Source organism: Flavivirga aquimarina (assembly GCF_030540835.1).
Taxonomy (GTDB): Bacteria; Bacteroidota; Bacteroidia; order Flavobacteriales; family Flavobacteriaceae; genus Flavivirga; species Flavivirga aquimarina.
Window position 1 is genome coordinate 24740 of the sequence record NZ_JAUOEK010000055.1, and the last position, 23045, is coordinate 47784.

The following is a 23045-nucleotide window of genomic DNA, read 5'->3' on the forward strand; positions in this document are numbered from 1 at the left end:
TTCTAAAATCAATTATTACTTTTGCGCATGCAACATGACAAGGTACTAATTTTAGACTTCGGATCGCAATACACACAACTTATTGCTCGTCGAGTTAGGGAACTCAACATTTATTCCGAAATACGCCCATTTAATAAGATTCCAGAAAACATAGAAGACTATAAAGCCGTGATACTTTCCGGTAGCCCTTACTCTGTAAGAGGCGAGGAAGCATTACATCCGGATTTATCTCAAATACGTGGTAAAAAACCGCTTTTAGCAGTATGCTATGGTGCGCAATATTTAGCGCATTTTTCTGGTGGTGAAGTAGCACCTTCAAATACCAGAGAATATGGTCGAGCTAATTTATCTTTCATTAAAGGTAACGAGCCCTTTTTTGCTCATGTTCATACTGGTAGTCAGGTTTGGATGAGTCATTCAGATACAATTAAAAAATTACCAACCAATGGTGTTTTAATCGGAAGCACACATGATGTCGAAAATGCAGCTTATAGAATTGATGGTGAAGAAACGTATGCCATTCAATTTCACCCAGAAGTATATCATTCCACAGATGGAAAACAAATATTAGAAAACTTTTTAGTTAGTATAGCTGGATTACATCAAGATTGGACACCAGATTCGTTTGTAGAAGAAACTGTAGAAGCGATTCAGGAAAAAGTAGGAAACGATAAAGTAGTATTGGGGCTTTCAGGAGGTGTAGATTCTACAGTAGCAGCAGTCTTGCTTAATAAGGCCATAGGTAAAAACCTGTATTGTATATTTGTAAATAATGGTTTGCTTCGTAAAAATGAGTTCCAAAATGTTTTAAATCAATACGAAGGTATGGGGCTTAACGTAAAAGGAGTTGATGCGTCAGCACGTTTTCTGGATGCACTGGCAGGTATAGAAGACCCTGAGAAAAAACGTAAAGCCATAGGAAATGCGTTTATTGAAGTTTTTGATGATGAAGCACATAAATTAAAAGATGTAAAATGGCTGGCACAAGGTACTATTTATCCAGATGTTATTGAAAGTGTTTCGGCAACAGGAGGGCCTTCAGCAACGATTAAAAGCCATCATAATGTAGGAGGTTTACCAGATTTTATGAAACTTAAAATAGTAGAACCGTTACGAGCTATTTTTAAAGATGAAGTAAGACGTGTTGGAGCTACGTTGGGAATAGACCCAGAACTTTTAGGGCGTCATCCATTTCCGGGACCAGGTTTGGGGATTCGTATTTTAGGTGATATAACAGCAGAAAAAGTACGTATTCTACAAGAAGTTGATGCTATTTTTATAAATGGTTTAAAAGAATGGAATTTGTATGATAAAGTTTGGCAAGCAGGAGCCATGTTGCTTCCTGTTAACAGTGTTGGTGTTATGGGAGATGAACGTACTTACGAAAAATGCGTAGCACTTAGAGCAGTAGAAAGTACAGATGGTATGACGGCAGATTGGGTAAATTTACCTTATGAGTTTCTGCAAAAAACATCAAATGATATAATAAACAAAGTAAAAGGTGTTAATAGAGTCGTTTACGATATTAGCTCTAAACCACCGGCTACTATTGAATGGGAATAATAATTATAGTGACTTTTTATGTTACTTTGTATCTTAAACTAAGAACAGTTTAAATAGAACAAAACGAAATTTTTATTTGAAATCATCTTAATAATTACAAATAACCGTATATAATTTAAGTGAATTCAAAAAAATATTTTCAGGCTATAAAACTATATTTTTCTTTTTTTGGCATACTATATGCATAATTTACAAAGAAAAAAATCGTTTGCCAGAGAGAGTGGATTAGAGGGACAGTAACCTTTAACACAATTTAAAAACAGATTAAATGAATAAATTTTTCCCCGTTTTATGCTTATTACTATTGTTTAGCTTTAGTACATTACAAGCTCAAAATTATAGCACTCACAAAGTTAGAGAAGGAGAAACCATCGAGAGTATTGCAAAAAGATACCATGTTACACCTTCAGATATTTATGGTTTAAATCCCGATGCTAAAAAGGAGTTAAGAATTAATTCGGTTTTAATTATTCCAAAGCCTAAAGTTTCAAATACCCCTAAAATAACTGTAGTTAGAGAATTAGAAGGTTTTAAAAAGCATAGAACTAAAAAAAAGCAAACACTTTATGGTTTATCACAACAGTATAATGTGACGATAGAGGAGATTAAAAAGCATAATAAATTTTTATATGCAGAACCTTTAAGAAAAGGAGATAAACTTCAAATTCCAATATTTAAAGTAACAGAAGTTGAGGAAGTAAATGAACTTACTAAAACATATACAGTACTTCCCAAAGAAGGTAAATGGGGTATTGCTTATAAATTTGGAATAACGGTTGAAGAGTTAGAAGAGCTTAACCCAGAAATGGGAGCCGTTTTACAAGAAGGCCAGATACTAAATGTACCAAATATAGGAGATGAAGAAGAAAAGGTGATAGACGAAAGGTATAGCTATTATAAAGTATTACCAAAGGAAGGATTCTATAGACTAAAAATTAAATTAGATTTGGAACAAGAAGAACTGGAAGCTTTAAACCCAATTTTAAAAGAAGGTGGGTTAAAAGCTGGTATGGTATTAAAAATCCCGTATGATAGTTTAGCAGATGGTCTTTCCGGGTTAGATTCTAAAAAGGTTAATCTTATAGATAGTATCACCGATTTTAATACTAAGCACATAGCAATTATGTTACCTTTTAGGCTAAATCGTGTTGACTTTGATTCTAAACCAGATACCAAGAAAAGTATTGAAAAAGATCCCTATTTAAATGCCTCACTAGATTTTTATTCTGGAGTTTTAACGGCGATAGATTCTTTAAAGACGTTGGGGATTTCTCTTAATGTAGATGTATACGATACTAAAAAAGAAGTAAGTGAAGTAAAAGATATTATTGATGAAAATGATTTTGAAAATATAGATGCTGTTATTGGTCCGTTAATGCCCGATAATTTTGATGAAGTAGCTTCAGAACTAAGAAAGTATAATACACCGGTTATGTTTATTTCTCCAATAAATTCTAACTTAAAATTATACGAGAATGTATTTCAGTCCAGACCATCTCAGGATTTATTAAAAAAGAAAATTGTAAATTTTGTAAAAGCAGACACTTTAGTCGATAATATTATAATTATTTCAGATACTAAAAATAAAAAGGTATCGAACGATATTAAGCATGAGTTTAATAGAGCCAAACAAATATTTTCTAGAAAAGATAAAGAAGATGTAGATAAATATTTTGTGAGTAGAGATGATATTCAGGAGGAATTAAAACCGGGGAAAAACATTGTGTTTTTAGAAACTCAAGATGCTGGGTTCGTTTCTAATGTAACAAGTGTTTTAGCAGCATTAATTCAAGAAGAAAATAAAGAAGAAGAAAAAGAGGCTATAGACATTGTATTGGTTACCACTAATAATAATGCTGCTTTTGAAGGTGATGCTGTAGATTATACACATTTATCGGACTTGCAATTTCATTTTGCAACCATGTCGAGAACATACAATGAAAATAATAATCCCTTTGTAAAAAAATATAAGCAAATTTATAATATTACACCAAGTAGTAGAGCTGTTAAAGGTTTCGATTTAACTATGGACGTTGTATTGCGTTTAGTATCATCAGAAGACCTATATATGTCTGTAACAGAAGCTCCGCTTACCGAGTATATAGAAAATAAATTTGCATACAAAAAGAAACTTTTTGGAGGGTATTATAACGATACGGTTTATTTAGTGAAGTACGATGATTTAACTATTGTTGAGGTAAAACAATAAGCATCGTAGTTTTGCGTTTTTCATATCAAAATATACACGCCATTGTAAAAGAGTCCCTATAGTTATTGGAGCTATTATGACAATCTGTGGATGATTTACGAAAATCCATATTTTGTAGAAACGAGCGATAACAAATTTATTTTTATAAAACCCTGTGATTAGAACCCTCTTTATTATATGTAGCTTTCTTTGTATTCAACAAGAAGAACCGGTCATATCATGGAACGAATCTTATAAGCTATCATGGAACGATTTTAAGGGGCCACCCAATAAAAACACCAGTGCAGTAGCCGTAACAGCATCAGGAATTACGTTTGGCTTTTCTATAAGAGAGGAAGATAATCGGGTTGTAAGCTTTACATCTCAGGTTCACACACATTTTTACCCAGAAAAATCATGGTATAAAAAAGAACAGGCGGATGCCCATGTTTTGGCTCATGAACAATTACATTTTAATATTACCGAATTATATACGCGTAAATTTAGGCAACGAATAGGCCAAATTAAAGTATCTAATAATGTTAAAAGACAATTAAAAAACCTGCATAATACTATTAATAAAGAACTTTCACAGACGCAAAATAAATATGATTCCGAAACCAATTATTCTAGAAATGTTGAAGCGCAAACAGCATGGGAGACATATATTGCCAATGAATTAAAGAAGTTATCCAAATATAAATCGGTCGATTAAATACATGCTTCCAGACAAACAATTTCTTATAGATTTAGCACATACTAAAATGCCTTTTGGTAAATATAAAGACCGTTATTTAATAGATTTGCCTGAATATTATGTGGTTTGGTACCATAATAAAGGTTTTCCCAAAGGAAAATTAGGAGATATGCTTACACAGGTTTATGAGCTTAAATTAAACGGGTTAGAAGATTTAATTCGCAATATTAAAAAGCAGTATCCTAATAAATAGGAGGTTGTCTCCTAAATGGCAAACACATCTTAAAAATAAGCTTTTATCTGGGGGCTTTATTTTATGATAGCTTTGCCCAACAGTTATTATTGTTGTGTACTGTATTGTTATTTATCTATTTCTCCTACTATTTTTCGATTTAAACTCATGAATATTTCTTGAATATTTGTTCCTTTCGAATACAAAGGATTAATTGATTTAATAAGAGCCGTTCTCATTTTATATAATTCCTTTTTAGAAGCATGTTCTCTTTCTGCAAACATTTTAATATTTATTAACTCATGATGTTCTTTTTGTTCAGGGTTTAAGGAGTGGTTAATCATTGCGCATTGGTGGCACATACCATTTTTATTAACTAGAGAGCAGCGATCATCATATATCTTTATCATGGTTTTTCTTGCTAGACGAACATAGTGTTTTACAGCTGCTTCTCCTTTATTGATAATCAAGGCGACCTCTTTTATTTTAAATGCATATATATCTTTAAGTATAAGGCTAATTTGTTGCTCTATTATCAAGCTTTTTGAGATACAAGTGAAGCAATGATCAATATGTTCTTTTATTACAAACTTTCCTTCTGGATCCATAGCATGTGTTTGTTCGATTAATCTAATAAATTCGGGGTGAGACTCAGCATAATCCCTTGCTTTGTCTTTAGTATCAGACGACCATCGGTTTCGCTTTCTTAAAACATCATAAGCAAGGTTATGTGCGATGGAAAAACACCAAACCTTAAGAGAACTAGTCCCTTTGAAAGTATGATGCTTCTCAAAGGCTTTAACAAAACAATCTTGGTGAATATCTTCTGCATCTTGCCTATTAGCCAAAATTCGATACAAAAAAGATTTCAGTTCTTTTTGAAAAGGTTTATACTGTTTGTAAAATGCCCCAATTTTTATGTCTGAGGCATTTTGGTTTGTTTTATTAGACATTGTTAATCAATTCTTCAGTAGGTATTTTTTCTCCTTTGAGTACTTTTCTAATTCTATCCCAATAATAAGTTTTCCAGCCTAAATTAAGGTCGGTATAACATAATTCAGGAACACCTTCTTGTTCTAAATGTAAGATGGTTTTGTCATCTTGTTCCGTTAATTCTATTGTTAAGTTCGAAAAATGGTCTTCTGGCCATACCCCAGGAATAACGATTCTCCAAGCCTGTTGGATGAGTTTATTTGGAACAATTTTTTCGTTTTTGCCAAAAATCATTCCTCCGAGTGCAAAAGAATCACCTGTTTCTCTACCAATTTGACCAGGGCCATAATACGAAACTACTTTGGATTCATTCATTAATAAGTCAAAGAGGTTTTTAGCAGAAGTTTCAAAAACTTCCTTCTGTTTTAAAGTTTGTGTATTCATTTTAATATTTTTTGATTCTTTATTAAGACGAACCAGTAAATTAAAATGATCATTCTATAAATTATCACCAACATGTTGACGTATAATTTGTACAGAATTGGGAATTAATGCGATTTCGTTTATCGAAACTATGAATTTATAAAAAAATCTTGATATTGACCACTTCAGGTCTAGCATGAATCATACGCATCTTTGTTAATTGTTATTAATTAAACCCAAAAAGTTCTGCCCTGCAATTTTTTCTACGGTTGCTGTATCAAGCAACTCAAACAACTCAAATATGGCTAAATAAGCTTGATCGTAAGTAATGCCATAACCAGAGTCACTACTAACCATAAACCTTAACGGATATTTTTTAATTAGTGCAACATAGTTTTCTAATTTGAAATTGCTATCCTTATTGTAAGCTGTAAACCCTGCAAAAAAATCGATATAAATATTATCATGAGCAGCAATTAAGCTTTCTATTTCCGAAGGACTATTATAAGCATTGGCATGTCCAAAAATAAAATTAGTATCAGGATATAGTGTGGCAGCCTCTTTTAGTTTCGTAATTGGGAAGCCACTAGGTGGGTCGATATGTAATAAAATGGGCTTTTTAAATTCAGCACAGAGGTCATAAATTTCGGAAAAGTAACCATCAAGAGGATGTTCGCCTTTCCAGGGTAAGTTAGATACCACAGGAGAATTAGTAGATGCAGCTGCTACTTCCCCAATACCATAAACGCCGGCAGTAAAACGCTCTCGGATATAGGTTAAACACGACGTATCAAAAATGTTTATTCCTGCAATAAATGGAAAAAACCTATCTGTATTAGCTTCGTAAGCTTCAAATGCTATTTCATCGGTTGTTATAGCCGAGGGTTCAGAAATATCTCCAAATAAAACAATTTTGTCAATTCCATATTTAGTCCAAGTTACTAAACTTTGTTGATATTTATATCCAGAAGCATCATGATTATGAATGTCTACAATAAAGATATCTTTATATTTTTCATAATTAACAATAGTTTCTTCTTCGGTATCCGTACTATCCTCTTTTTTATTACAATTATAACTTAAATTAAAAAGAAGAAATAAAATGACTAATTTAATTATATGTATAGGTGTTCTCATTTTTAAATAGGTTAAATGATTTAAGGTAAATGAGTTATAGATTTTTATGAGATAAACAAAATTAGTTTATTTTCTATTCTATATCAAAAATCTATTGTTAAAAACTCCCTTTAAATAACTAAAAACTAATTCTCAAATAACTATTTTAATTTTGTAAATTTGCCTGCGTTTATAAGCGCAACATGACACAAGCAACAAAATACATTTTCGTAACTGGAGGAGTTACATCGTCTTTAGGAAAAGGCATCATAGCAGCATCACTTGCTAAACTATTACAGGCTCAAGGTTATAGAGTTACTATTCAAAAATTAGATCCATATATTAACGTAGACCCAGGAACATTAAATCCATACGAACATGGGGAATGTTATGTGACTGAAGATGGTGCAGAAACGGATTTAGATTTAGGACACTACGAGCGCTTTTTAAACGTACCAACAAGTCAAGCTAATAATGTCACCACAGGACGTATTTATCAAAGCGTTATAGAAAAAGAACGTCGTGGTGAATTTTTAGGAAAAACAGTACAGGTAGTTCCTCATATTACCGACGAAATAAAACGCCGTGTGCAAATATTAGGAAGGTCGGGAGATTATGATATTGTAATCACAGAAATAGGTGGAACTGTTGGTGATATTGAATCGTTACCATATATAGAAGCTGTTCGTCAACTTCGTTGGGATTTGGGAAAAAATAACGCTATTGTTATTCATTTAACCTTGGTACCATTTTTATCGGCAGCAGGCGAATTAAAAACCAAACCAACACAACATAGTGTTAAAACACTTATGGAGAGTGGAGTACAAGCAGATATATTGGTTTGTAGAACAGAACATAATTTACCAAAAGATTTACGTCGTAAATTGGCATTATTCTGTAATGTTAGAGAAGAAGCGGTTATTCAATCTATAGATGCTTCTACTATTTACGATGTTCCTAATTTAATGTTGGAAGAAGGTTTAGATAAAGTTGTTTTAAATCAGTTAGATTTAGAATGCTCTTCACCAGATATTACCAGATGGAATAATTTTGTACACCGCCATAAAAACCCAAAAACAGATGTTACTATTGGATTAATTGGAAAATATGTAGAACTACAAGATTCCTATAAATCTATTTTAGAAGCCTTTATTCATGCAGGAGCAGAGAACGAGGTTAAAGTAAAAGTAGAATCTATTCATTCGGAATATTTAAATGAAGATAATATTAAACTAAAACTAGGCCATTTAGACGGTGTTTTAGTAGCTCCCGGATTTGGAGAACGAGGTTTAGAAGGGAAAATTACAGCAGTAAAATTTGTTAGAGAAAATAACATTCCGTTTTTAGGCATTTGTTTAGGAATGCAAATGGCAGTTATTGAATTTGCACGCAATGTTTTAGGATTAACAGATGCTAACTCAACCGAAATGGACACTAAGTCTGCAAATCCTGTAATAGATTTGATGGAAGAGCAAAAGAGCATAACAGATAAAGGAGGTACCATGCGTTTAGGAGCTTGGTCTTGTGAGCTGAAAAAAGGAAGTATAGTTCATGAAATTTATAAGAACAATACTATAAAAGAACGTCACAGACATCGTTACGAATTTAATAGTAATTACAAAGCGCAATTAGAAACAGCTGGCATGCAAGCAACAGGTTTGAATCCTGAAACCGGTTTGGTGGAGATTATCGAAATTACAAAGCACCCATGGTTTGTAGGAGTACAATACCACCCAGAATATAAAAGTACCGTTGCAAACCCACATCCGCTGTTTGTTGCTTTTGTAAAAGCAGCTTTAAATCACAAAAAAAATCAAAAAGGTGTCAGTATGGCACAAAATTAAAATTGGATAGTTTATTGATAAGTTAATTGTTGTTCCAAATTTAGAGCAGTACCCAATAATTTAAAACTAAAGATAGTTTACTAGCTATTACGATATTAAATGGAAGAAAAAAAATTAGATATTAATTCGGTCATAGGGTTTATACTTATTTTCGGAATATTAATGTATATGCTTTGGCAAAACCAGCCAACACCTGAAGAGTTAGAAGCTCAGGAAAAAGCAAAACAAGAACAGGTTGAAGCAGAGAAGAAAGCCAAAGAGCAAGATCAAACCAAAGTTATAACACCAGAAGACCTTGCTCCAGTTTCAGATTCACTTCAAAAGATCAGATTAAAAAACAAATATGGTACATTTTCTTATGCTGCAGAAATAGCATCAACTGTTACTAAAGAAACTTTGGTCGAGACAGATCTATTAGCTTTAAAATTCAATAGTGAAAATGGATATCTATCAGAAGTTAAACTAAAAGAATTTGTAGATTTTAATGACGAGCCTATTTATTTAATAAAGGATAATAATGCCTCTTTCAATATTAATTTTGGTACAAACGATAATCGTATTTTAAATACAGAAAGTGCTGATCTACATTTTGAACCTACAGTAACTAGAAATGGTGACAATACGATAGTTTCAATGAAACTAAAGGTGTCTGAAAGTAAGTTTTTAGAATATCGTTACGAGTTAAAAGAAGGCGATTATATGATTGGCTTTACCATTCGTTCACAGGGATTAAGTGATGTTATAAACAACTCGCAAGCAATTAATTTAGATTGGAATCTTAAAACATATCGTCATGCAAAAAGTATTTCTTACGAAAACAGATATACCGAAGTAATTTTTGAATATGAAGATGGCAAGGATGATTATTTAGGGCAACAGGCAAAAACAGAAGATACTGCAGAGGATGTTAGTTATGTAGCGTTTAAACAACACTTTTTTACATCTATTTTATTAGCAGACGCGCCATTTAAAACAGCTGCTTTTGAGTCTGAAAATTTGGTGCAAGACGAAGAAGTAGATACTGTTTATACAAAAGCATTTGCTACGAAATTACCTTTGGAACTTGCCGGTGGAGAGATTTCTAAGACAATGGATTGGTATTACGGACCAAGTGATTTTAAAATATTAAACGCATACGATAGAAATTTAGACGAAGTTGTGCCACTTGGTTGGGGTATTTTCGGATGGATTAATAAATACCTTTTTATTCCTTTATTTGGTTTCTTAGGTGGGTTTTTACCTTATGGGATTGCGATTATTGTTATGACGATATTAATAAAATTATTAATGTCTTTTGTGCAGTATAAGCAATTCCTATCACAGGCTAAGATGAAAATTCTAAAACCAGAATTGGATGCTATTCGTGCAAAACATAAGGATAACAAAATGAAAGCGCAGCAAGAAACTATGGCACTGCAAACTAAAGCAGGGGCAAGTCCTATGGCGGGTTGTTTACCAGCATTGGTACAGTTACCGGTATTTTATGCGTTATTTCAGTTTTTCCCATCGGCGTTCGATTTAAGACAGAAAAGTTTCTTATGGGTAAAAGATTTATCATCTTATGATACTATAGCAGAATTACCATTTAATATTTGGTTTTATGGAGATCACGTAAGTTTATTTCCAATATTGGCGTCTATTGCTATTTTCTTTTACATGCGATTAACGACAGGGCAACAAGTAGCAACACAGCCACAACAAGAAGGTATGCCAGACATGGGGAAAATGATGAAATATATGATGTATTTCTCACCAATAATGATGCTATTTTTCTTTAATAATTATGCGTCTGGATTGAGTTTATACTATTTCATTTCTAATTTAATTAGTATTGGAATCATCTTAGTTATTAAAAACTATATTCTTGATGAAGATAAAATTCATGCACAAATGCAGGAAAACAAAAAGAAGCCTAAAAAACAAAATAAATTTCAGGCAAAAATGCAAGAAATGATGGAGCAGGCAGAAAAACAAAAACAAGCACAACAAAAAAAGAAAAGATAAATATAAACACTTTCTTTTGGTTGCTGAGCCAAGTTGAAGTAAGGGAAGGTGGGTTTCAATTTTTATTAAATTGAAAAGTGAGAGAATTATATACAAAGTTGTCATGTATTTAAGCATGGCAACTTTTTTGTTATACAATTTGAAAATAATATTTTCGTTTGTTTAATATTAAAGTCTTAAAGGAGAATTTTTAAAATGAAAAAAGGAATACTAACATTGTTTATTTTATTTGTTTACAACTTAAGTTTTTCTCAAACTATAAACCAATTTGACAAAGAAGGCAAACGTCATGGTATTTGGAAAAAAACATTTGAAGGCACCAATATTTTAAGATATGAAGGCGCTTTTTCTCATGGTAAAGAAATAGGCTTATTTAAGTTTTATAAAAACATTAGGAAGAAAGCGGTATTAACAGCCAGTAAGCAGTTTAATGAAAATGATAATAAAGCCTACGTTAAGTTTTTTTCATCCAGAGGAAAGCTTATAAGCGAAGGACAAATGGATGGTAAAAGCTATGTAGGCGAATGGAAGTACTATCAAAAAACCTCAGAAAACTTATTGACTTTAGAGCATTATAACGATAAAGGAAATTTAGAAGGGGAACGTTTGGTATATTATCCTAACGGACAAATAGCAGAAAAACAGAATTATATAAATGGAGAATTAAATGGTGTTTCCATATGGTATTCTGTTAATAATGTTGTTTTAAAAGAGTTTATTTATGTGAATGGCGAGTTGCATGGCATTTCAAAAATTTATAACTCAAAAGGTGAGTTAATTGTTGAGGGACAATATAAACAAGGTAAAAAGCATGGTATCTGGAAATACTATGAAGGAGGGACAATTGTAGAAGAAAAAGATTTTACTCCTAAAGGAAAATTCAAAAAGAAAAATTAATCGAAAAGAATTCCTCGAGGCTCTGCCTCGGGGTTTCCGTTGAAATTGTCATTCCCGTGAATCCCGATAGCTATCGGGACTGCCTCGAGGATAGTTGGTTTCAAGAAATTCTTTATTGTAAAAGGCTCCTTGTTAATTATCAAGGAGCCTTTTTTTATAGACAATTTTATGGAAATTAAATTATAACTAAAAATTGTCTATACCATCAACAAACCAAACTAATTTTTATAGCCCTAAGGAATATTTGGTATGGCTACTTTGTTAATTACGTGTATTACACCATTTCCTGCCTGCACATCTACAGCTACTATGCCAATATCTGTAGCTCCAGATCCATCCGTTATATCAGCAATATTATCCCCAGTTCCGGGTAAGGTAATTGTAAGATTATCGCCTTGTAAACTAGGAGCGACTGTATCTCCATTAGGTGTTAAACCATCTGATTGTACATTTAAACCTCCTACAACATGATGTAGCAATACTTGTGTTAAAACCGATTCTTCTGGAACTGTTATAGCAGCAAAAGCATCATTAGTAGGTGCAAATACAGTAAAAGGAGGGTCTAAACTGTCACTATTACCTGTCTCAGTTCTACTTAAAATAACATCAAAAGGTGTTTCAGGAGTTAATGTTGTTAAAGCAGAAACTAATGTTGAAAAATTAGGATCGGCAGTAGCAAAAGTAACAACAGTTGGTATTCCAATAACAGCATCAACAGCATGAATAATACCATTACTTGCAACAACATCGGCAACAGCAACAGATGATATACCGTTAAATGTAACACCATCAGAAGTATTATAATACAAGCTTAAATTATTCATATTAGAATCTGTAGCAAGCGTATTGGTATAACCAGCAACACCATCAATTAAATTAGTAGCACTTACGGCATCTCCAATAACGTGATTTAATAAAATATTTGCTAAAGCATCTGTAGGTACTTGATTTAAAGGTGTGCCATCTAAAAAATCGACAAATGCATTATCATCTGGTGCTAATACCGTAAAAGGACCGGCGGTTCCTAAAACAGTCACTAAATCACCATCTGCAGCCCCTAAAGCTGCGACTAGATTACTAAAACTGGAATTAGCAAGCGCATGGGTAACAACAGTTGGTAGCCCAATAACAGCATCAACGACATGTATAATACCGTTGGTCGCATCTATATCTGCTCTGTCTAAATCTACACTAGAAACACCGTTTAGTGTAACACCGTTAGAAATGTCTATAAACATACTCAGGTTTAGTCCTGTTTCTGATTGTGTTGCCATGGTATTAACATAAGTGGTACTTAAAGCAGTAGAAGGAAACTCGCCATCAATGACATGGTTTAAAAGAACTTCTTTTAATAATGCCACAGGAACATCATTTAATGTTGCGAAATTATTGGCAGCCAGAAATGTATTAAAAGCAGTATTTGTTGGAGCAAATACGGTAAATTGACCTGTTCCATTTAAGGTAGTCACTAGATCTGCTCTATCAAGTGCCGCAACTAAACTGCTCAAATCGGGTGTTGCTTCAGCCAATTCTGCTATAGTTTCAGGTAAAAAAGAAACTATGTTGTCGTCATCATTATTACATGATAAGGTACCTACCATTACCAGTATAAGTAATGATACTTTTTTTAATGGAATTAAGTTTTTCATTTGTGTAGTTTTTTTATTTTGTTTAACAAAAATATATAAAAGTTAAACAAAAAACTAATTTTTGTTTAATTTATTTTAAATAATGATAAACAAAAACGATTCACTAAACCATTTAGTATGCTATTTGTAACACCTTATTTTATCCAATTATATGTATCTTTGTAGCTAAATTATTAAGAAATGAAACGAGTCATTATTGGACTTTCAGGAGGTGTAGATTCTAGTGTTGCAGCTTATTTATTACAGCAGCAAGGGTATGAGGTTATTGGTTTGTTTATGAAAAACTGGCATGATGATTCTGTAACGATATCTAACGAATGCCCTTGGTTGGATGATAGTAATGATGCCATGTTAGTTGCCGAAAAATTAGGCATACCATTTCAAACGGTAGATTTAAGTGAGCAGTATAAAGAACGTATTGTAGATTATATGTTTCATGAATATGAAAAAGGCAGAACACCTAATCCAGACGTACTATGCAATAGAGAGATTAAGTTTGATGTCTTTATGAAAATTGCTTTAGAACTTGGAGCAGATTATGTAGCTACTGGTCATTATTGTAGAAAAGGAACGATTCAAAAAGAAGGAAAAGAGATTTATCAGTTACTGGCCGGAATAGATGATAATAAAGATCAATCTTACTTTTTATGTCAGTTATCTCAAGATCAATTAGCTAAGTCGTTATTTCCAATAGGGGAGTTAACAAAACCAGAGGTGCGTGAGTTAGCGACCAAGTTAGATTTGGTAACTGCCGAAAAGAAAGATTCCCAAGGTTTATGTTTTATTGGTAAAGTAAAATTACCTGATTTTCTTCAGCAACAGTTAAAGCCAAAAGAAGGCGTTATAGTCGAAATACCTAAAGAACAAGAGGTTTTTAGCCATGTAGAGACAACATTTAATTCAGAAGAAGAGAAATTAAAATATTTATCTCGTAAGATTGATTATAGAGTCGATTATGGAAAAATAGTCGGTAAGCATCAAGGCGCCCATTATTTTACAAAGGGGCAGCGTAAAGGACTTGCAGTGGGTGGCACTTTAGAACCTTTGTTCGTAATTGATACCGATGTAGATGAGAATGTTATTTATACAGGGCAAGGTAAAGAACACCCCGGCTTATTTAAAAAAGCTTTGTTTGTAACAAACGATGAAATTCATTGGATTCGGGAAGATTTAAAACTAGACTTAGATGGTATAATGGAGGTTATGGCTAGAATTCGTTATAGGCAATCACTTCAAAAAGCCATATTGCATAAAGTAGAAAGTGGTTTATATGTCGAGTTTGAAGCATTTCAATCAGCTATCACCGAAGGACAATTTGTAGCTTGGTATTTAGGAGAAGAACTAGTAGGTTCTGGAGTAATTTCTTAAATTGCAATAACTAAAACCATATTAGTTATGAAAAAACACCTACTATTTCTCATACTGTTATGTTACCAATTTACTATATTTTCGCAGGAAGATGCTTGGGTATATATAAAGGATAAACAAAACGTTACTGCTTCAATAGCCAACCCTATTTCCATACTAACCCAAAAAGCAATTGATAGAAAAAGTGCGCATAATGTTATAATTGATGAAAGAGATGTGCCTGTTAATGAGAATTATATTTCTCAACTTAAAGGAGCTACAGGTATAACAGTTATGGCAAAGTCTAAGTGGTTTAACGCAGTGCATGTTAGGGGTAGTGAAACAGATATTAATAATTTATCAGCCACATTTTCATTTATAGATTATATAGACTTTGCTAATAAAAGTTTAAACACACTTAAACTTACTCAACAAAAAAACAAATCTAAATTAGAAACTGTTTTTACTACATTCATTTATGGTAATGCTGCCAACCAAATAGAAATGATAAAAGGAAACGAATTGCATTTAGCAGATTATACAGGTACAGGAATGACAGTTGCTGTTATAGATGCAGGTTTTCCTAATGTAAATACCATGTCGTCATTTCAAAGATTAAGAGAAGCTGGAAATATTTTAGGTGACTATGATTTTGTTAATAGAGATACCGACGTATATACTAATACTACCAGCAGTCACGGTACTTGGGTATTAAGTACCATGGCAGGATATATTGAAGGTGGCTATGTAGGAACAGCTCCAGATGCATCCTACTATTTATTTGTTACCGAAGATGCATCAAGTGAAAACCCAGTAGAAGAGAGTTATTGGGTAGAAGCAGCAGAACGTGCCGATAGTTTAGGGGTAAATGTTATAAATACCTCTTTAGGGTATACCACTTATGATAATGCTAATTATAGTTATACAACAGCAGATATGGACGGTAATACCGCTTTTATTACCAAAGGGGCAAATATTGCTTTTGAGAAGGGGATGTTATTAGTGAATTCTGCTGGAAACTCAGGAAATAAAAGTTGGGGAATCGTTGGAGCACCTGCAGATGCTGCTGGTGTTTTTAGTATTGGAGCCGTTCAAGCAAATGGTACATATGCGGTGTTTAGCTCAAAAGGCAATAGTACACAACCAACTCAAAAACCGGATGTGGTAGCGCAAGGTGAGGCAAGTTTTGTTATAGGTACTAATGATGTTATGGGAACACTTAACGGAACGTCTTTTAGTTCCCCCATTATGGCAGGAGGCATTACATGCTTATGGCAGGCACTACCTAATAAAACAAATGCAGAAATAATGCAGTTAGTTCGAGAATCTGCTTCACAATATAATTCTCCCGATTATTTTTTGGGCTATGGTATTCCAAATTTGCAAACAGCACTAAATACTGCTTTAAGTACAACAAATAGAGATGATGAAAGTCAAGATTTACAACTGTTTCCTAATCCAACAAAAGGCATAGTTCACTTTAGTTTTCCTTTAGATCAAGACGAATTATCTGTTATTATTTTTAATATTTTTGGAAAACAAATACTAGAATCTACAATTACAATTGAAAATAATCAAATAGATCTATCTTCGTTTTCAAAAGGCATATATATTGTTAATGTACAATCAGAAAACATTTCAAAAACAATAAAACTTATAAAGCATTAAATGACTAATAATAGGATTACCAAATTATTCAATATTGAATATCCAATAGTTCAAGCAGGTATGATTTGGAATAGTGGTTGGAGATTAGCATCGGCGGCAAGTAACTCGGGTGTTTTAGGTTTAATAGGAGCGGGATCTATGTATCCAGATGTTTTAAGAGAACATATACAAAAATGTAAAAAAGCGACTAATAATCCTTTTGGAGTTAATGTGCCTATGTTGTATCCTAATATTGAAGAAATCATGAACATTCTTGTGGAAGAAGGTGTAAAAATAGTATTTACTTCTGCAGGAAATCCTAAAACATGGACGCCATGGTTAAAAGAAAAAGGCATTACAGTAGTACATGTTGTTAGTAGTGTAAAATTTGCTTTAAAAGCTCAGGAAGCAGGTGTGGATGCTATTGTAGCAGAAGGGTTTGAAGCAGGAGGACACAATGGTAGAGATGAAACAACCACGTTGACACTCATCCCTATGGTTAAAGAAAAAATTCATATTCCGTTAATTGCTGCAGGCGGTATAGCTACAGGGAAAGCGATGTTAGCTACCATGATTTTAGGAGCCGATGGGGTACAGGTTGGTAGTAGGTTTGTAGCCAGTGAAGAAAGTTCGGCACATGAAGCATTTAAAAAAGTAGTGGTTAATACTAAAGAAGGAGATACACAATTAACATTAAAAGAACTGGCACCAGTACGTTTAATAAAGAATAAATTTTATAACGATATACAAGCCTTATATAAAACAGGACCGACTGTTGAGGCTCTTAAAACTTTACTAGGTCGAGCAAGGGCAAAAAAAGGCATGTTTGAAGGTGAATTGGAAGAAGGCGAATTAGAAATAGGACAAATTGCAGGCTTGATACATGATATTAAACCGGTATCAAAAATTGTTGAAGATATAGTGCAAGAATTTGAAGAGGCGAAAAAGATGGTTGATGGTTTATAAGCCTATAGCTTTTCTAAAAAGATAATTAATTTAAAAGGAGGCACTTTATAAGTGGCCTCCTTTAAATTTTTGAAACTTCTAAGCTTATATAATTTTTTATCCCTTTAAAATTTGAAAGCTAACTGTTTCTGCTAAATCGTTAATTCTTAGTTTAGTTGCTTTTTAAAAGCGATGCGAATGTATGAAAAGACTTCATTAAAATAACTTAAAATTTGTATAGATTTATCAAGACTTATTAACAATTGTTAATTTCTAAAAAAAACTAAAAGAATGTTACAAAATTGGCGAAAATAAAGCCGAAAGATTACTTTTACCGAATGCAATTAAAAGACTATACCAAAGAATTTAGCTATAATTGGAAATTAGCTTCTCCAGTTATGCTTGGTATGTTAGGACATACGTTTGTTAGTTTTGTCGATAATATTATGGTAGGGCAATTGGGAACAGCAGAATTGGCTGCGGTATCCTTAGGTAATAGCTTTATGTTTATTGCCATGTCTTTAGGGATTGGTTTTTCTACAGCCATAACTCCTCTAATAGCTGAAGCTGATGCTGCAAAAGATTTTGTAAAAGGAAAATCTTCCTTTAAACATGGTCTGTTTTTGTGCACCGTTTTAGGAATATTATTATTCCTAATGGTATTTTTTGCAAAACCTCTTATGTATTTAATGAAACAACCAGAAGAGGTTGTAGAGTTAGCCATTCCATATTTAGATTTAGTTGCTTTTTCTTTAATTCCCTTGATTGTTTTTCAAGGTTTTAAGCAGTTTAGTGACGGACTGTCTATGACGAAATACCCAATGTATGCTACCGTATTGGCTAATATTATAAATGTTATTTTAAATTATGTATTAATTTTTGGGAAATTTGGCTTTCCAGAATTGGGTATTGTTGGTGCCGCTTATGGCACATTAGTGTCTCGATTTATAATGGTTTGGTATCTGTGGTTTTTATTAAGAGGAAAAGAAAAGTCGAAAGCCTATGTAACCAATATTAAGTTTTTCATACTTAATAAATTAATGATTAAAAAAATCATCAATATTGGCGCACCAAGTGCCATGCAAATGTTTTTTGAGGTAGCTATTTTCACAGCTGCTATATGGCTAAGTGGTTTACTGGGTAAAAACCCGCAAGCAGCAAATCAAATAGCACTTAATTTATCGTCTATGACATTTATGGTAGTTACGGGCTTAAGTGTAGCTTCTATGATTCGTGTTGGTAACCAAAAAGGATTAAAAGCATATTTTGAATTACGCCGTATAGCATTCTCTTTGTTTTTAATGGGAACCATGCTTGCTTTTGGATTCGCTATCATTTTCTTTGCATTACATAATCATTTGCCCAAATTGTATGTAGATTTTGATGATGCTAAAAATTTAGTAGATAATACAGAAGTTATTACTATTGCATCTAAATTGTTAATAGCAGCGGCTATATTCCAAATAAGTGATAGTATTCAAGTTTTAGTTTTAGGTGCTTTACGCGGATTACAAGATGTTAAAATACCAACTATTATTACATTTGTGTCTTATTGGTTAATAGGATTCCCTGTAAGTTGGTTTTTCGGGAAAGAAGATGCTTATGGTAGTTTTGGTATATGGCTAGGATTGCTCGCCGGTTTAACCACTGCAGCCATTTTGTTGTATATTCGATTTAATTATTTAACTAAAAAGTTGATTAATACAGAACACCTAAAGGCTAGGAGTTAGATGTAATTTAAGTGAAGACGAAAAATAAGATGGAAAAATATATAGATGTGAACCCTGAATCTGGAAAGAAATTTTATCAAGACTTTCACGACAAAGGAAAAATCGTAATGCTAAATTTATTAAAATTCAGGCAAAAAGCTGACTATTCAAACTTAGTACATTTAAAACCTGAAAAAGAAATAAGTGGAGAAGAGGCATATAAATTATATATGAAATATACTTTGCCCGAAATAGAAAAAGCAGGTAGTAGAATAATTTATTATGGAAAAAGTAAAAACTTTCTAATAGGCCCAGAGTCCGAAAAATGGGATGCAGTTTTACTAGTCGAACACGAATCTGTATTGAAGTTTATGGAATTTGCTCAAAATAAAGATTATTTAAAAAATGCAGGACATAGGACTGCCGGATTAGAAGATTCCCGATTATTACCTACAACTGAAATAAAAACTGGCACCTAAAAAATGCTATAAAACATATCTAATAAGTGCAGAAACCAAAGCTATGTGCTTATTTGCAAAGATCTCCAAATTTGAATTTGGATTTTTAAAAATAAAAAAGAAAAAAAATGACACTTCCAAAGTTTATTCTCGGTGATAATACGAATTACCCGAATGCTATTTTTGTAATTCATACAGAATTTCCAAGATTTATTATTAATCTTGAAAATGACGAAGTAGAATGGTTTGAAGATTTTGATGCCGAAGACCAAAAAGAACTGGAAAATGAAACGGAAAATGCTATAAAATTGGCAACCGAGTTTTACGACGAAGAAATAGCTAAATACGAAGATTAATTTTAAGTTTTTTATATGATTGATCAACTTTTAAAATATGATACCGAACTGTTTTTGTTTTTAAACAATTTGGGTTCTGAGTTTTGGGATAATTTATGGTTATTAATAACAGACAAGCTTACCTTTATTCCATTGTACGCTATATTACTGTTCTTACTTTATAAAAAATACGGACTAAAATCATTACTTGTTTTTGTCGTAGTTGTTGCTTTAATGATCACATTCACGGATCAAATAACCAATGTTTTTAAACGAGGTTTTCAACGTCCAAGACCTTGTGGTGAAGCAGATCTAATAGACCAAATGCGTTTTATAGCAGTGCGTTGTGGAAAGTATGGTTTTTTCTCAGGACATTCATCGAACTCTATGGCAGCAGCCGTATTTGCTGGTTTAATGCTAAAACCATATTATAAAAATCTAATATTTATTTTATTATTGTGGAGCGCTATCGTGGCTTATAGTAGAATTTATGTTGGTGTTCACTATCCTTTAGATATTGTTTGCGGACTTACTTTTGGAGCTATCTCTGGATTTATGTTTTATAAACTTGGAAATTATTCGCTAAAAAGATTTATCAAAATTTAGTTTTAAATTAAAAAACATTTTTTAACGACGCTGTCCCGAAAACTCCATAGCCTCACCTTTACCAAAACCATAGCTAATGCCAAAGGTTACAAAACGACCTCGTAGATTACTATCAAATAAATAAAAGTCATCTTGAAGTGTTTCACTTTCAAAAATTCGTGATGCAAATACATCACGAACACTTACATTTAAGATCACTTTACCTTTTAATATTTTCTTTCTAACACCCATATCGGCATATAAAATATCAGCGACTTCCCCTTGTAAGGTTTTGTATTTAGAAAAGTAATCTCCCGAAATTTCTATTTCAAACTCTAAAGGAAGTTTGAATTTTGATGACATACTTGTAGACCATTTATTGCCTTTAAAATCAAAAGATTCAGATTCATAGATGCCTTTTCTATCAAAGAAGTTAAGGTTAAAATCACCATTTAAAGAAAACCAATTAGTAGGCGAGTATTTCCCATTAAGCTCTATTCCCGTTGTATTGCTGGTGCCTATATTTTCTGGTCGTGATATACTAACATTATCTATAAATATTGCTATACGTTCAATAACATCGGTAGTATAACGATGGTACAAGCTTAAATTTAAAGAAGCCTTGCCTATTTTTTGAATGCTTGTAAATTCATACGAATCAGTATATTCTGGTTGTAAATCTGGATTACCTGTCGAGATGCTAAAATTATTTCGAATATTAGAAAACGGATTTAAACTACGCAACCCCGGTCTGTTTATCCTTCTGGAATATCCTGCCTGTAAAGAAAAATTCTCATTTATTTTGTATGATGTATGTAAGCTGGGAAACAAATTAGTGTAATCTTGGCTATTGGTTTCATTGGTATTTATTAATACCGTGTTTAAATCGGTATTTTCCATTCTTAGTCCTAATTTAACACCCCATGCATCACCCTCGTAAGCAGCAGTAGTATATAATGCAAAGACTTTTTGGTCTAAATCGAAAATATTAGTTAAATCAACATCGTCTACCCAAATGCCATTTTCTAAGTTGCTAACGGCAAAATCATTCGAAACAATATTTATGGCATATTGTGAGCCGGTTTCAATCGTATATTTTTCTAAAAAAGGGTGTGTATAGTCTAATTTAAAGATATAATCTTCAAGTTTGTAATCTGTTCGGGTTTCCTGCTGCAAATCCGTATCAGTTCCTGTTAGTATAGTATTTAAAAAATCTGAAGATTGATCTTTACGAAAAGAGCTTCCTAAAGCACTAAATAACAGGTCTTGATCTTTATGTCTTTTAAAGTCTTTTTTATACTGTAATTCGTATCTCAATTTCGGGTTAGTCGCTTCGGTAGTTTCTTCACGTATCCAGCTATCAGTTATTGCGTTAGTAGCATCTGTGGTATTGTAATTGGTAGTAGAATATTGATCTTCAACTTCATAAGCGTAAGTTCCCGAAAGAGTAATCACGTTAGAATCGTTAATATGATAGTCGGTGCCAATTAAAATGGTTCCAAACTTTTCGTTAAAATCACTTTCACCGTTACTGCTTATTGTGATGTTGTTTACTAAATCGCTATTAATGGTTTCTGATTCTCTGGGAAATAACCTTTTGCCAAAACCTAATTGACTAAATAAATTAAATTTTTCCGTTCGTTTGTTAAGGCTTAAACCAAAGCTATTACTAGCCGGAAAACCTGCATTAAGACTAGCAGCACCGTTTAGCCCTTTTTTTTCAGATTTTTTAATAACGATGTTAATAATTCCAGAAGTACCTTCGGCATCATACTTAGCAGAAGGATTGGTAATAACTTCTATTTTTTCAATCATATCTGCAGTAATGGTACCCAGTGCATTTCCATCGGCATTTGTTAAAACGGAAGGCTTGCCGTTAATTAAAACCTGTACGCCCTGGCTACCTCGTAAGCTAATTTCGCCTTCTATATTTACATTTACCGAGGGTACATTGTTTAGTACTTCCAGAGCACTAGCACCTGTTGAGCTTAAATCTGTACCAACATTAAAAATACGCTTGTCCAGCTTAAATTCTGTTTGCGATTTTTCTGCACGAACTACAACTTCATTTAAGGCTTGTTCATCTTCAGATAAAGAGATGACTCCCAGATTTATTTTATTATTGGAAATATTAAAATCTTTGAATGTTTGAGTTGCAAAACCTATAAAGCTTATCTCAATGTAAAAGTTAGTCGCTTTGGTATCCATTGTAAAAATACCGTCTGTATTAGTTACAGTACCTGTTATAGTTTTTTTGTTATTGTTACTTAGTATTGTTACAGTGGCATACTCTATAGGTTGTTTACTATTGGTTTCTATAACCTTTCCTGTAATTTCTAATGTCGTGTTTTGAGCTGTTAAATGATTGCAAATCATTAAAAAACAGCAATATAGTATAATATGTAAATGTTTGAAACTCATAAATAATAATCACAAAAACAAATAACAAAGATACTGGCAAGGCTGTTAAAAG

General features: G+C 32.7%; 19 protein-coding genes. 14 read left to right on the forward strand and 5 right to left on the reverse strand.

Annotated elements, in window-relative coordinates; translation table 11 throughout:
• Positions 1–27 precede the first annotated feature (27 nt).
• From guaA to Q4Q35_RS03265, 4 genes are all read left to right on the forward strand, one after another.
• Positions 28–1563, forward strand: coding sequence for a glutamine-hydrolyzing GMP synthase (guaA, locus tag Q4Q35_RS03250; protein WP_303276494.1), 1536 nt, complete (start codon positions 28–30; stop codon positions 1561–1563).
• A 268-nt stretch (positions 1564–1831) separates the two neighbouring features.
• On the forward strand, positions 1832–3772 hold the full coding sequence (locus tag Q4Q35_RS03255; protein ID WP_303276495.1) for a LysM peptidoglycan-binding domain-containing protein: 1941 nt from the start codon (positions 1832–1834) through the stop codon (positions 3770–3772).
• Between the two features lie 154 nt (positions 3773–3926).
• A complete protein-coding gene (locus tag Q4Q35_RS03260; RefSeq protein WP_303276496.1) occupies positions 3927–4466 on the forward strand; it encodes a DUF922 domain-containing protein in 540 nt (179 codons plus the stop codon).
• 4 nt (positions 4467–4470) lie between these two features.
• Complete coding sequence (locus Q4Q35_RS03265) at positions 4471–4701, forward strand: DUF3820 family protein (RefSeq protein ID WP_303276497.1); 231 nt, start codon at positions 4471–4473, stop codon at positions 4699–4701.
• 107 nt (positions 4702–4808) lie between these two features.
• On the opposite strand, the gene Q4Q35_RS03270 is transcribed toward Q4Q35_RS03265, so the two are convergent.
• The 3 genes from Q4Q35_RS03270 to Q4Q35_RS03280 all read right to left on the reverse strand — a co-directional run bounded on the left by Q4Q35_RS03270 (position 4809) and on the right by Q4Q35_RS03280 (position 7173).
• Positions 4809–5633 (reverse strand): RNA polymerase sigma factor, encoded by an 825-nt coding sequence (locus tag Q4Q35_RS03270; RefSeq protein WP_303276498.1) that lies wholly within the window; start codon positions 5631–5633, stop codon positions 4809–4811.
• Positions 5626–6057 (reverse strand): SRPBCC domain-containing protein, encoded by a 432-nt coding sequence (locus Q4Q35_RS03275; RefSeq protein WP_303276499.1) that lies wholly within the window; start codon positions 6055–6057, stop codon positions 5626–5628. Before Q4Q35_RS03275 ends, Q4Q35_RS03270 begins: the two co-directional genes overlap by 8 nt.
• Positions 6058–6252: 195 nt before the next feature.
• A complete protein-coding gene (locus Q4Q35_RS03280; RefSeq protein WP_303276500.1) occupies positions 6253–7173 on the reverse strand; it encodes an amidohydrolase family protein in 921 nt (306 codons plus the stop codon).
• A gap of 182 nt (positions 7174–7355) precedes the next feature.
• Here Q4Q35_RS03280 and pyrG point away from each other — a divergent pair, with 182 nt between their 5' ends.
• From pyrG to Q4Q35_RS03295, 3 genes are all read left to right on the forward strand, one after another.
• On the forward strand, positions 7356–8996 hold the full coding sequence (pyrG, locus tag Q4Q35_RS03285; protein WP_303276501.1) for a CTP synthase: 1641 nt from the start codon (positions 7356–7358) through the stop codon (positions 8994–8996).
• A 99-nt stretch (positions 8997–9095) separates the two neighbouring features.
• Positions 9096–11000 (forward strand): membrane protein insertase YidC, encoded by a 1905-nt coding sequence (gene yidC, locus Q4Q35_RS03290; RefSeq protein ID WP_303276502.1) that lies wholly within the window; start codon positions 9096–9098, stop codon positions 10998–11000.
• Positions 11001–11195: 195 nt separating this feature from the next.
• Positions 11196–11897, forward strand: coding sequence for a toxin-antitoxin system YwqK family antitoxin (locus Q4Q35_RS03295; RefSeq protein WP_303276503.1), 702 nt, complete (start codon positions 11196–11198; stop codon positions 11895–11897).
• Between the two features lie 233 nt (positions 11898–12130).
• On the opposite strand, the gene Q4Q35_RS03300 is transcribed toward Q4Q35_RS03295, so the two are convergent.
• Complete coding sequence (locus Q4Q35_RS03300) at positions 12131–13546, reverse strand: fasciclin domain-containing protein (RefSeq protein ID WP_303276504.1); 1416 nt, start codon at positions 13544–13546, stop codon at positions 12131–12133.
• A gap of 180 nt (positions 13547–13726) precedes the next feature.
• Here Q4Q35_RS03300 and mnmA point away from each other — a divergent pair, with 180 nt between their 5' ends.
• The 7 genes from mnmA (at position 13727) to Q4Q35_RS03335 (ending at position 20593) form a co-directional block, all read left to right on the forward strand.
• Positions 13727–14914, forward strand: a complete 1188-nt coding sequence (gene mnmA, locus Q4Q35_RS03305) for a tRNA 2-thiouridine(34) synthase MnmA (protein WP_303276505.1) — start codon at positions 13727–13729, stop codon at positions 14912–14914.
• A gap of 27 nt (positions 14915–14941) precedes the next feature.
• The gene (locus Q4Q35_RS03310) at positions 14942–16561 is read left to right on the forward strand and encodes a S8 family serine peptidase (RefSeq protein WP_303276506.1); all 1620 of its coding nucleotides are present in this window, start codon (positions 14942–14944) and stop codon (positions 16559–16561) included.
• On the forward strand, positions 16562–17506 hold the full coding sequence (locus Q4Q35_RS03315; RefSeq protein WP_303276507.1) for an NAD(P)H-dependent flavin oxidoreductase: 945 nt from the start codon (positions 16562–16564) through the stop codon (positions 17504–17506).
• A 317-nt stretch (positions 17507–17823) separates the two neighbouring features.
• Positions 17824–19215: an MATE family efflux transporter gene (locus Q4Q35_RS03320; RefSeq protein WP_303276508.1), complete on the forward strand. Its 1392-nt coding sequence runs from the start codon at positions 17824–17826 to the stop codon at positions 19213–19215.
• A 29-nt stretch (positions 19216–19244) separates the two neighbouring features.
• A complete protein-coding gene (locus Q4Q35_RS03325) occupies positions 19245–19673 on the forward strand; it encodes a DUF1330 domain-containing protein (RefSeq protein WP_303276509.1) in 429 nt (142 codons plus the stop codon).
• 107 nt (positions 19674–19780) lie between these two features.
• The gene (locus Q4Q35_RS03330) at positions 19781–20008 is read left to right on the forward strand and encodes a DUF8828 family protein (protein WP_303276510.1); all 228 of its coding nucleotides are present in this window, start codon (positions 19781–19783) and stop codon (positions 20006–20008) included.
• Between the two features lie 15 nt (positions 20009–20023).
• Positions 20024–20593, forward strand: a complete 570-nt coding sequence (locus tag Q4Q35_RS03335) for a phosphatase PAP2 family protein (protein WP_303276511.1) — start codon at positions 20024–20026, stop codon at positions 20591–20593.
• A gap of 21 nt (positions 20594–20614) precedes the next feature.
• Here Q4Q35_RS03335 and Q4Q35_RS03340 read toward each other — a convergent pair whose 3' ends face one another.
• Positions 20615–22948, reverse strand: coding sequence for a TonB-dependent receptor (locus Q4Q35_RS03340; protein ID WP_303276513.1), 2334 nt, complete (start codon positions 22946–22948; stop codon positions 20615–20617).
• Positions 22949–23045: the final 97 nt, after the last annotated feature.

Excerpts from the sequence above, each read along its gene's own strand:
- Q4Q35_RS03320 (WP_303276508.1), top strand. The coding sequence starts at position 17,824 with ATGCAATTAAAAGACTATACCAAAGAATTTAGCTATAATTGGAAATTA.
- Q4Q35_RS03295 (WP_303276503.1), top strand. The coding sequence starts at position 11,196 with ATGAAAAAAGGAATACTAACATTGTTTATTTTATTTGTTTACAACTTA.
- Q4Q35_RS03275 (WP_303276499.1), bottom strand. The coding sequence starts at position 6,057 with ATGAATACACAAACTTTAAAACAGAAGGAAGTTTTTGAAACTTCTGCT.
- guaA (WP_303276494.1), top strand. The coding sequence starts at position 28 with ATGCAACATGACAAGGTACTAATTTTAGACTTCGGATCGCAATACACA.
- Q4Q35_RS03315 (WP_303276507.1), top strand. The coding sequence starts at position 16,562 with ATGACTAATAATAGGATTACCAAATTATTCAATATTGAATATCCAATA.
- Q4Q35_RS03335 (WP_303276511.1), top strand. The coding sequence starts at position 20,024 with ATGATTGATCAACTTTTAAAATATGATACCGAACTGTTTTTGTTTTTA.
- Q4Q35_RS03340 (WP_303276513.1), bottom strand. The coding sequence starts at position 22,948 with ATGATTTGCAATCATTTAACAGCTCAAAACACGACATTAGAAATTACA.
- Q4Q35_RS03325 (WP_303276509.1), top strand. The coding sequence starts at position 19,245 with ATGGAAAAATATATAGATGTGAACCCTGAATCTGGAAAGAAATTTTAT.
- Q4Q35_RS03300 (WP_303276504.1), bottom strand. The coding sequence starts at position 13,546 with ATGAAAAACTTAATTCCATTAAAAAAAGTATCATTACTTATACTGGTA.
- Q4Q35_RS03255 (WP_303276495.1), top strand. The coding sequence starts at position 1,832 with ATGAATAAATTTTTCCCCGTTTTATGCTTATTACTATTGTTTAGCTTT.
- yidC (WP_303276502.1), top strand. The coding sequence starts at position 9,096 with ATGGAAGAAAAAAAATTAGATATTAATTCGGTCATAGGGTTTATACTT.
- Q4Q35_RS03330 (WP_303276510.1), top strand. The coding sequence starts at position 19,781 with ATGACACTTCCAAAGTTTATTCTCGGTGATAATACGAATTACCCGAAT.
- Q4Q35_RS03270 (WP_303276498.1), bottom strand. The coding sequence starts at position 5,633 with ATGTCTAATAAAACAAACCAAAATGCCTCAGACATAAAAATTGGGGCA.
- Q4Q35_RS03280 (WP_303276500.1), bottom strand. The coding sequence starts at position 7,173 with ATGAGAACACCTATACATATAATTAAATTAGTCATTTTATTTCTTCTT.
- Q4Q35_RS03265 (WP_303276497.1), top strand. The coding sequence starts at position 4,471 with ATGCTTCCAGACAAACAATTTCTTATAGATTTAGCACATACTAAAATG.
- pyrG (WP_303276501.1), top strand. The coding sequence starts at position 7,356 with ATGACACAAGCAACAAAATACATTTTCGTAACTGGAGGAGTTACATCG.
- Q4Q35_RS03310 (WP_303276506.1), top strand. The coding sequence starts at position 14,942 with ATGAAAAAACACCTACTATTTCTCATACTGTTATGTTACCAATTTACT.
- mnmA (WP_303276505.1), top strand. The coding sequence starts at position 13,727 with ATGAAACGAGTCATTATTGGACTTTCAGGAGGTGTAGATTCTAGTGTT.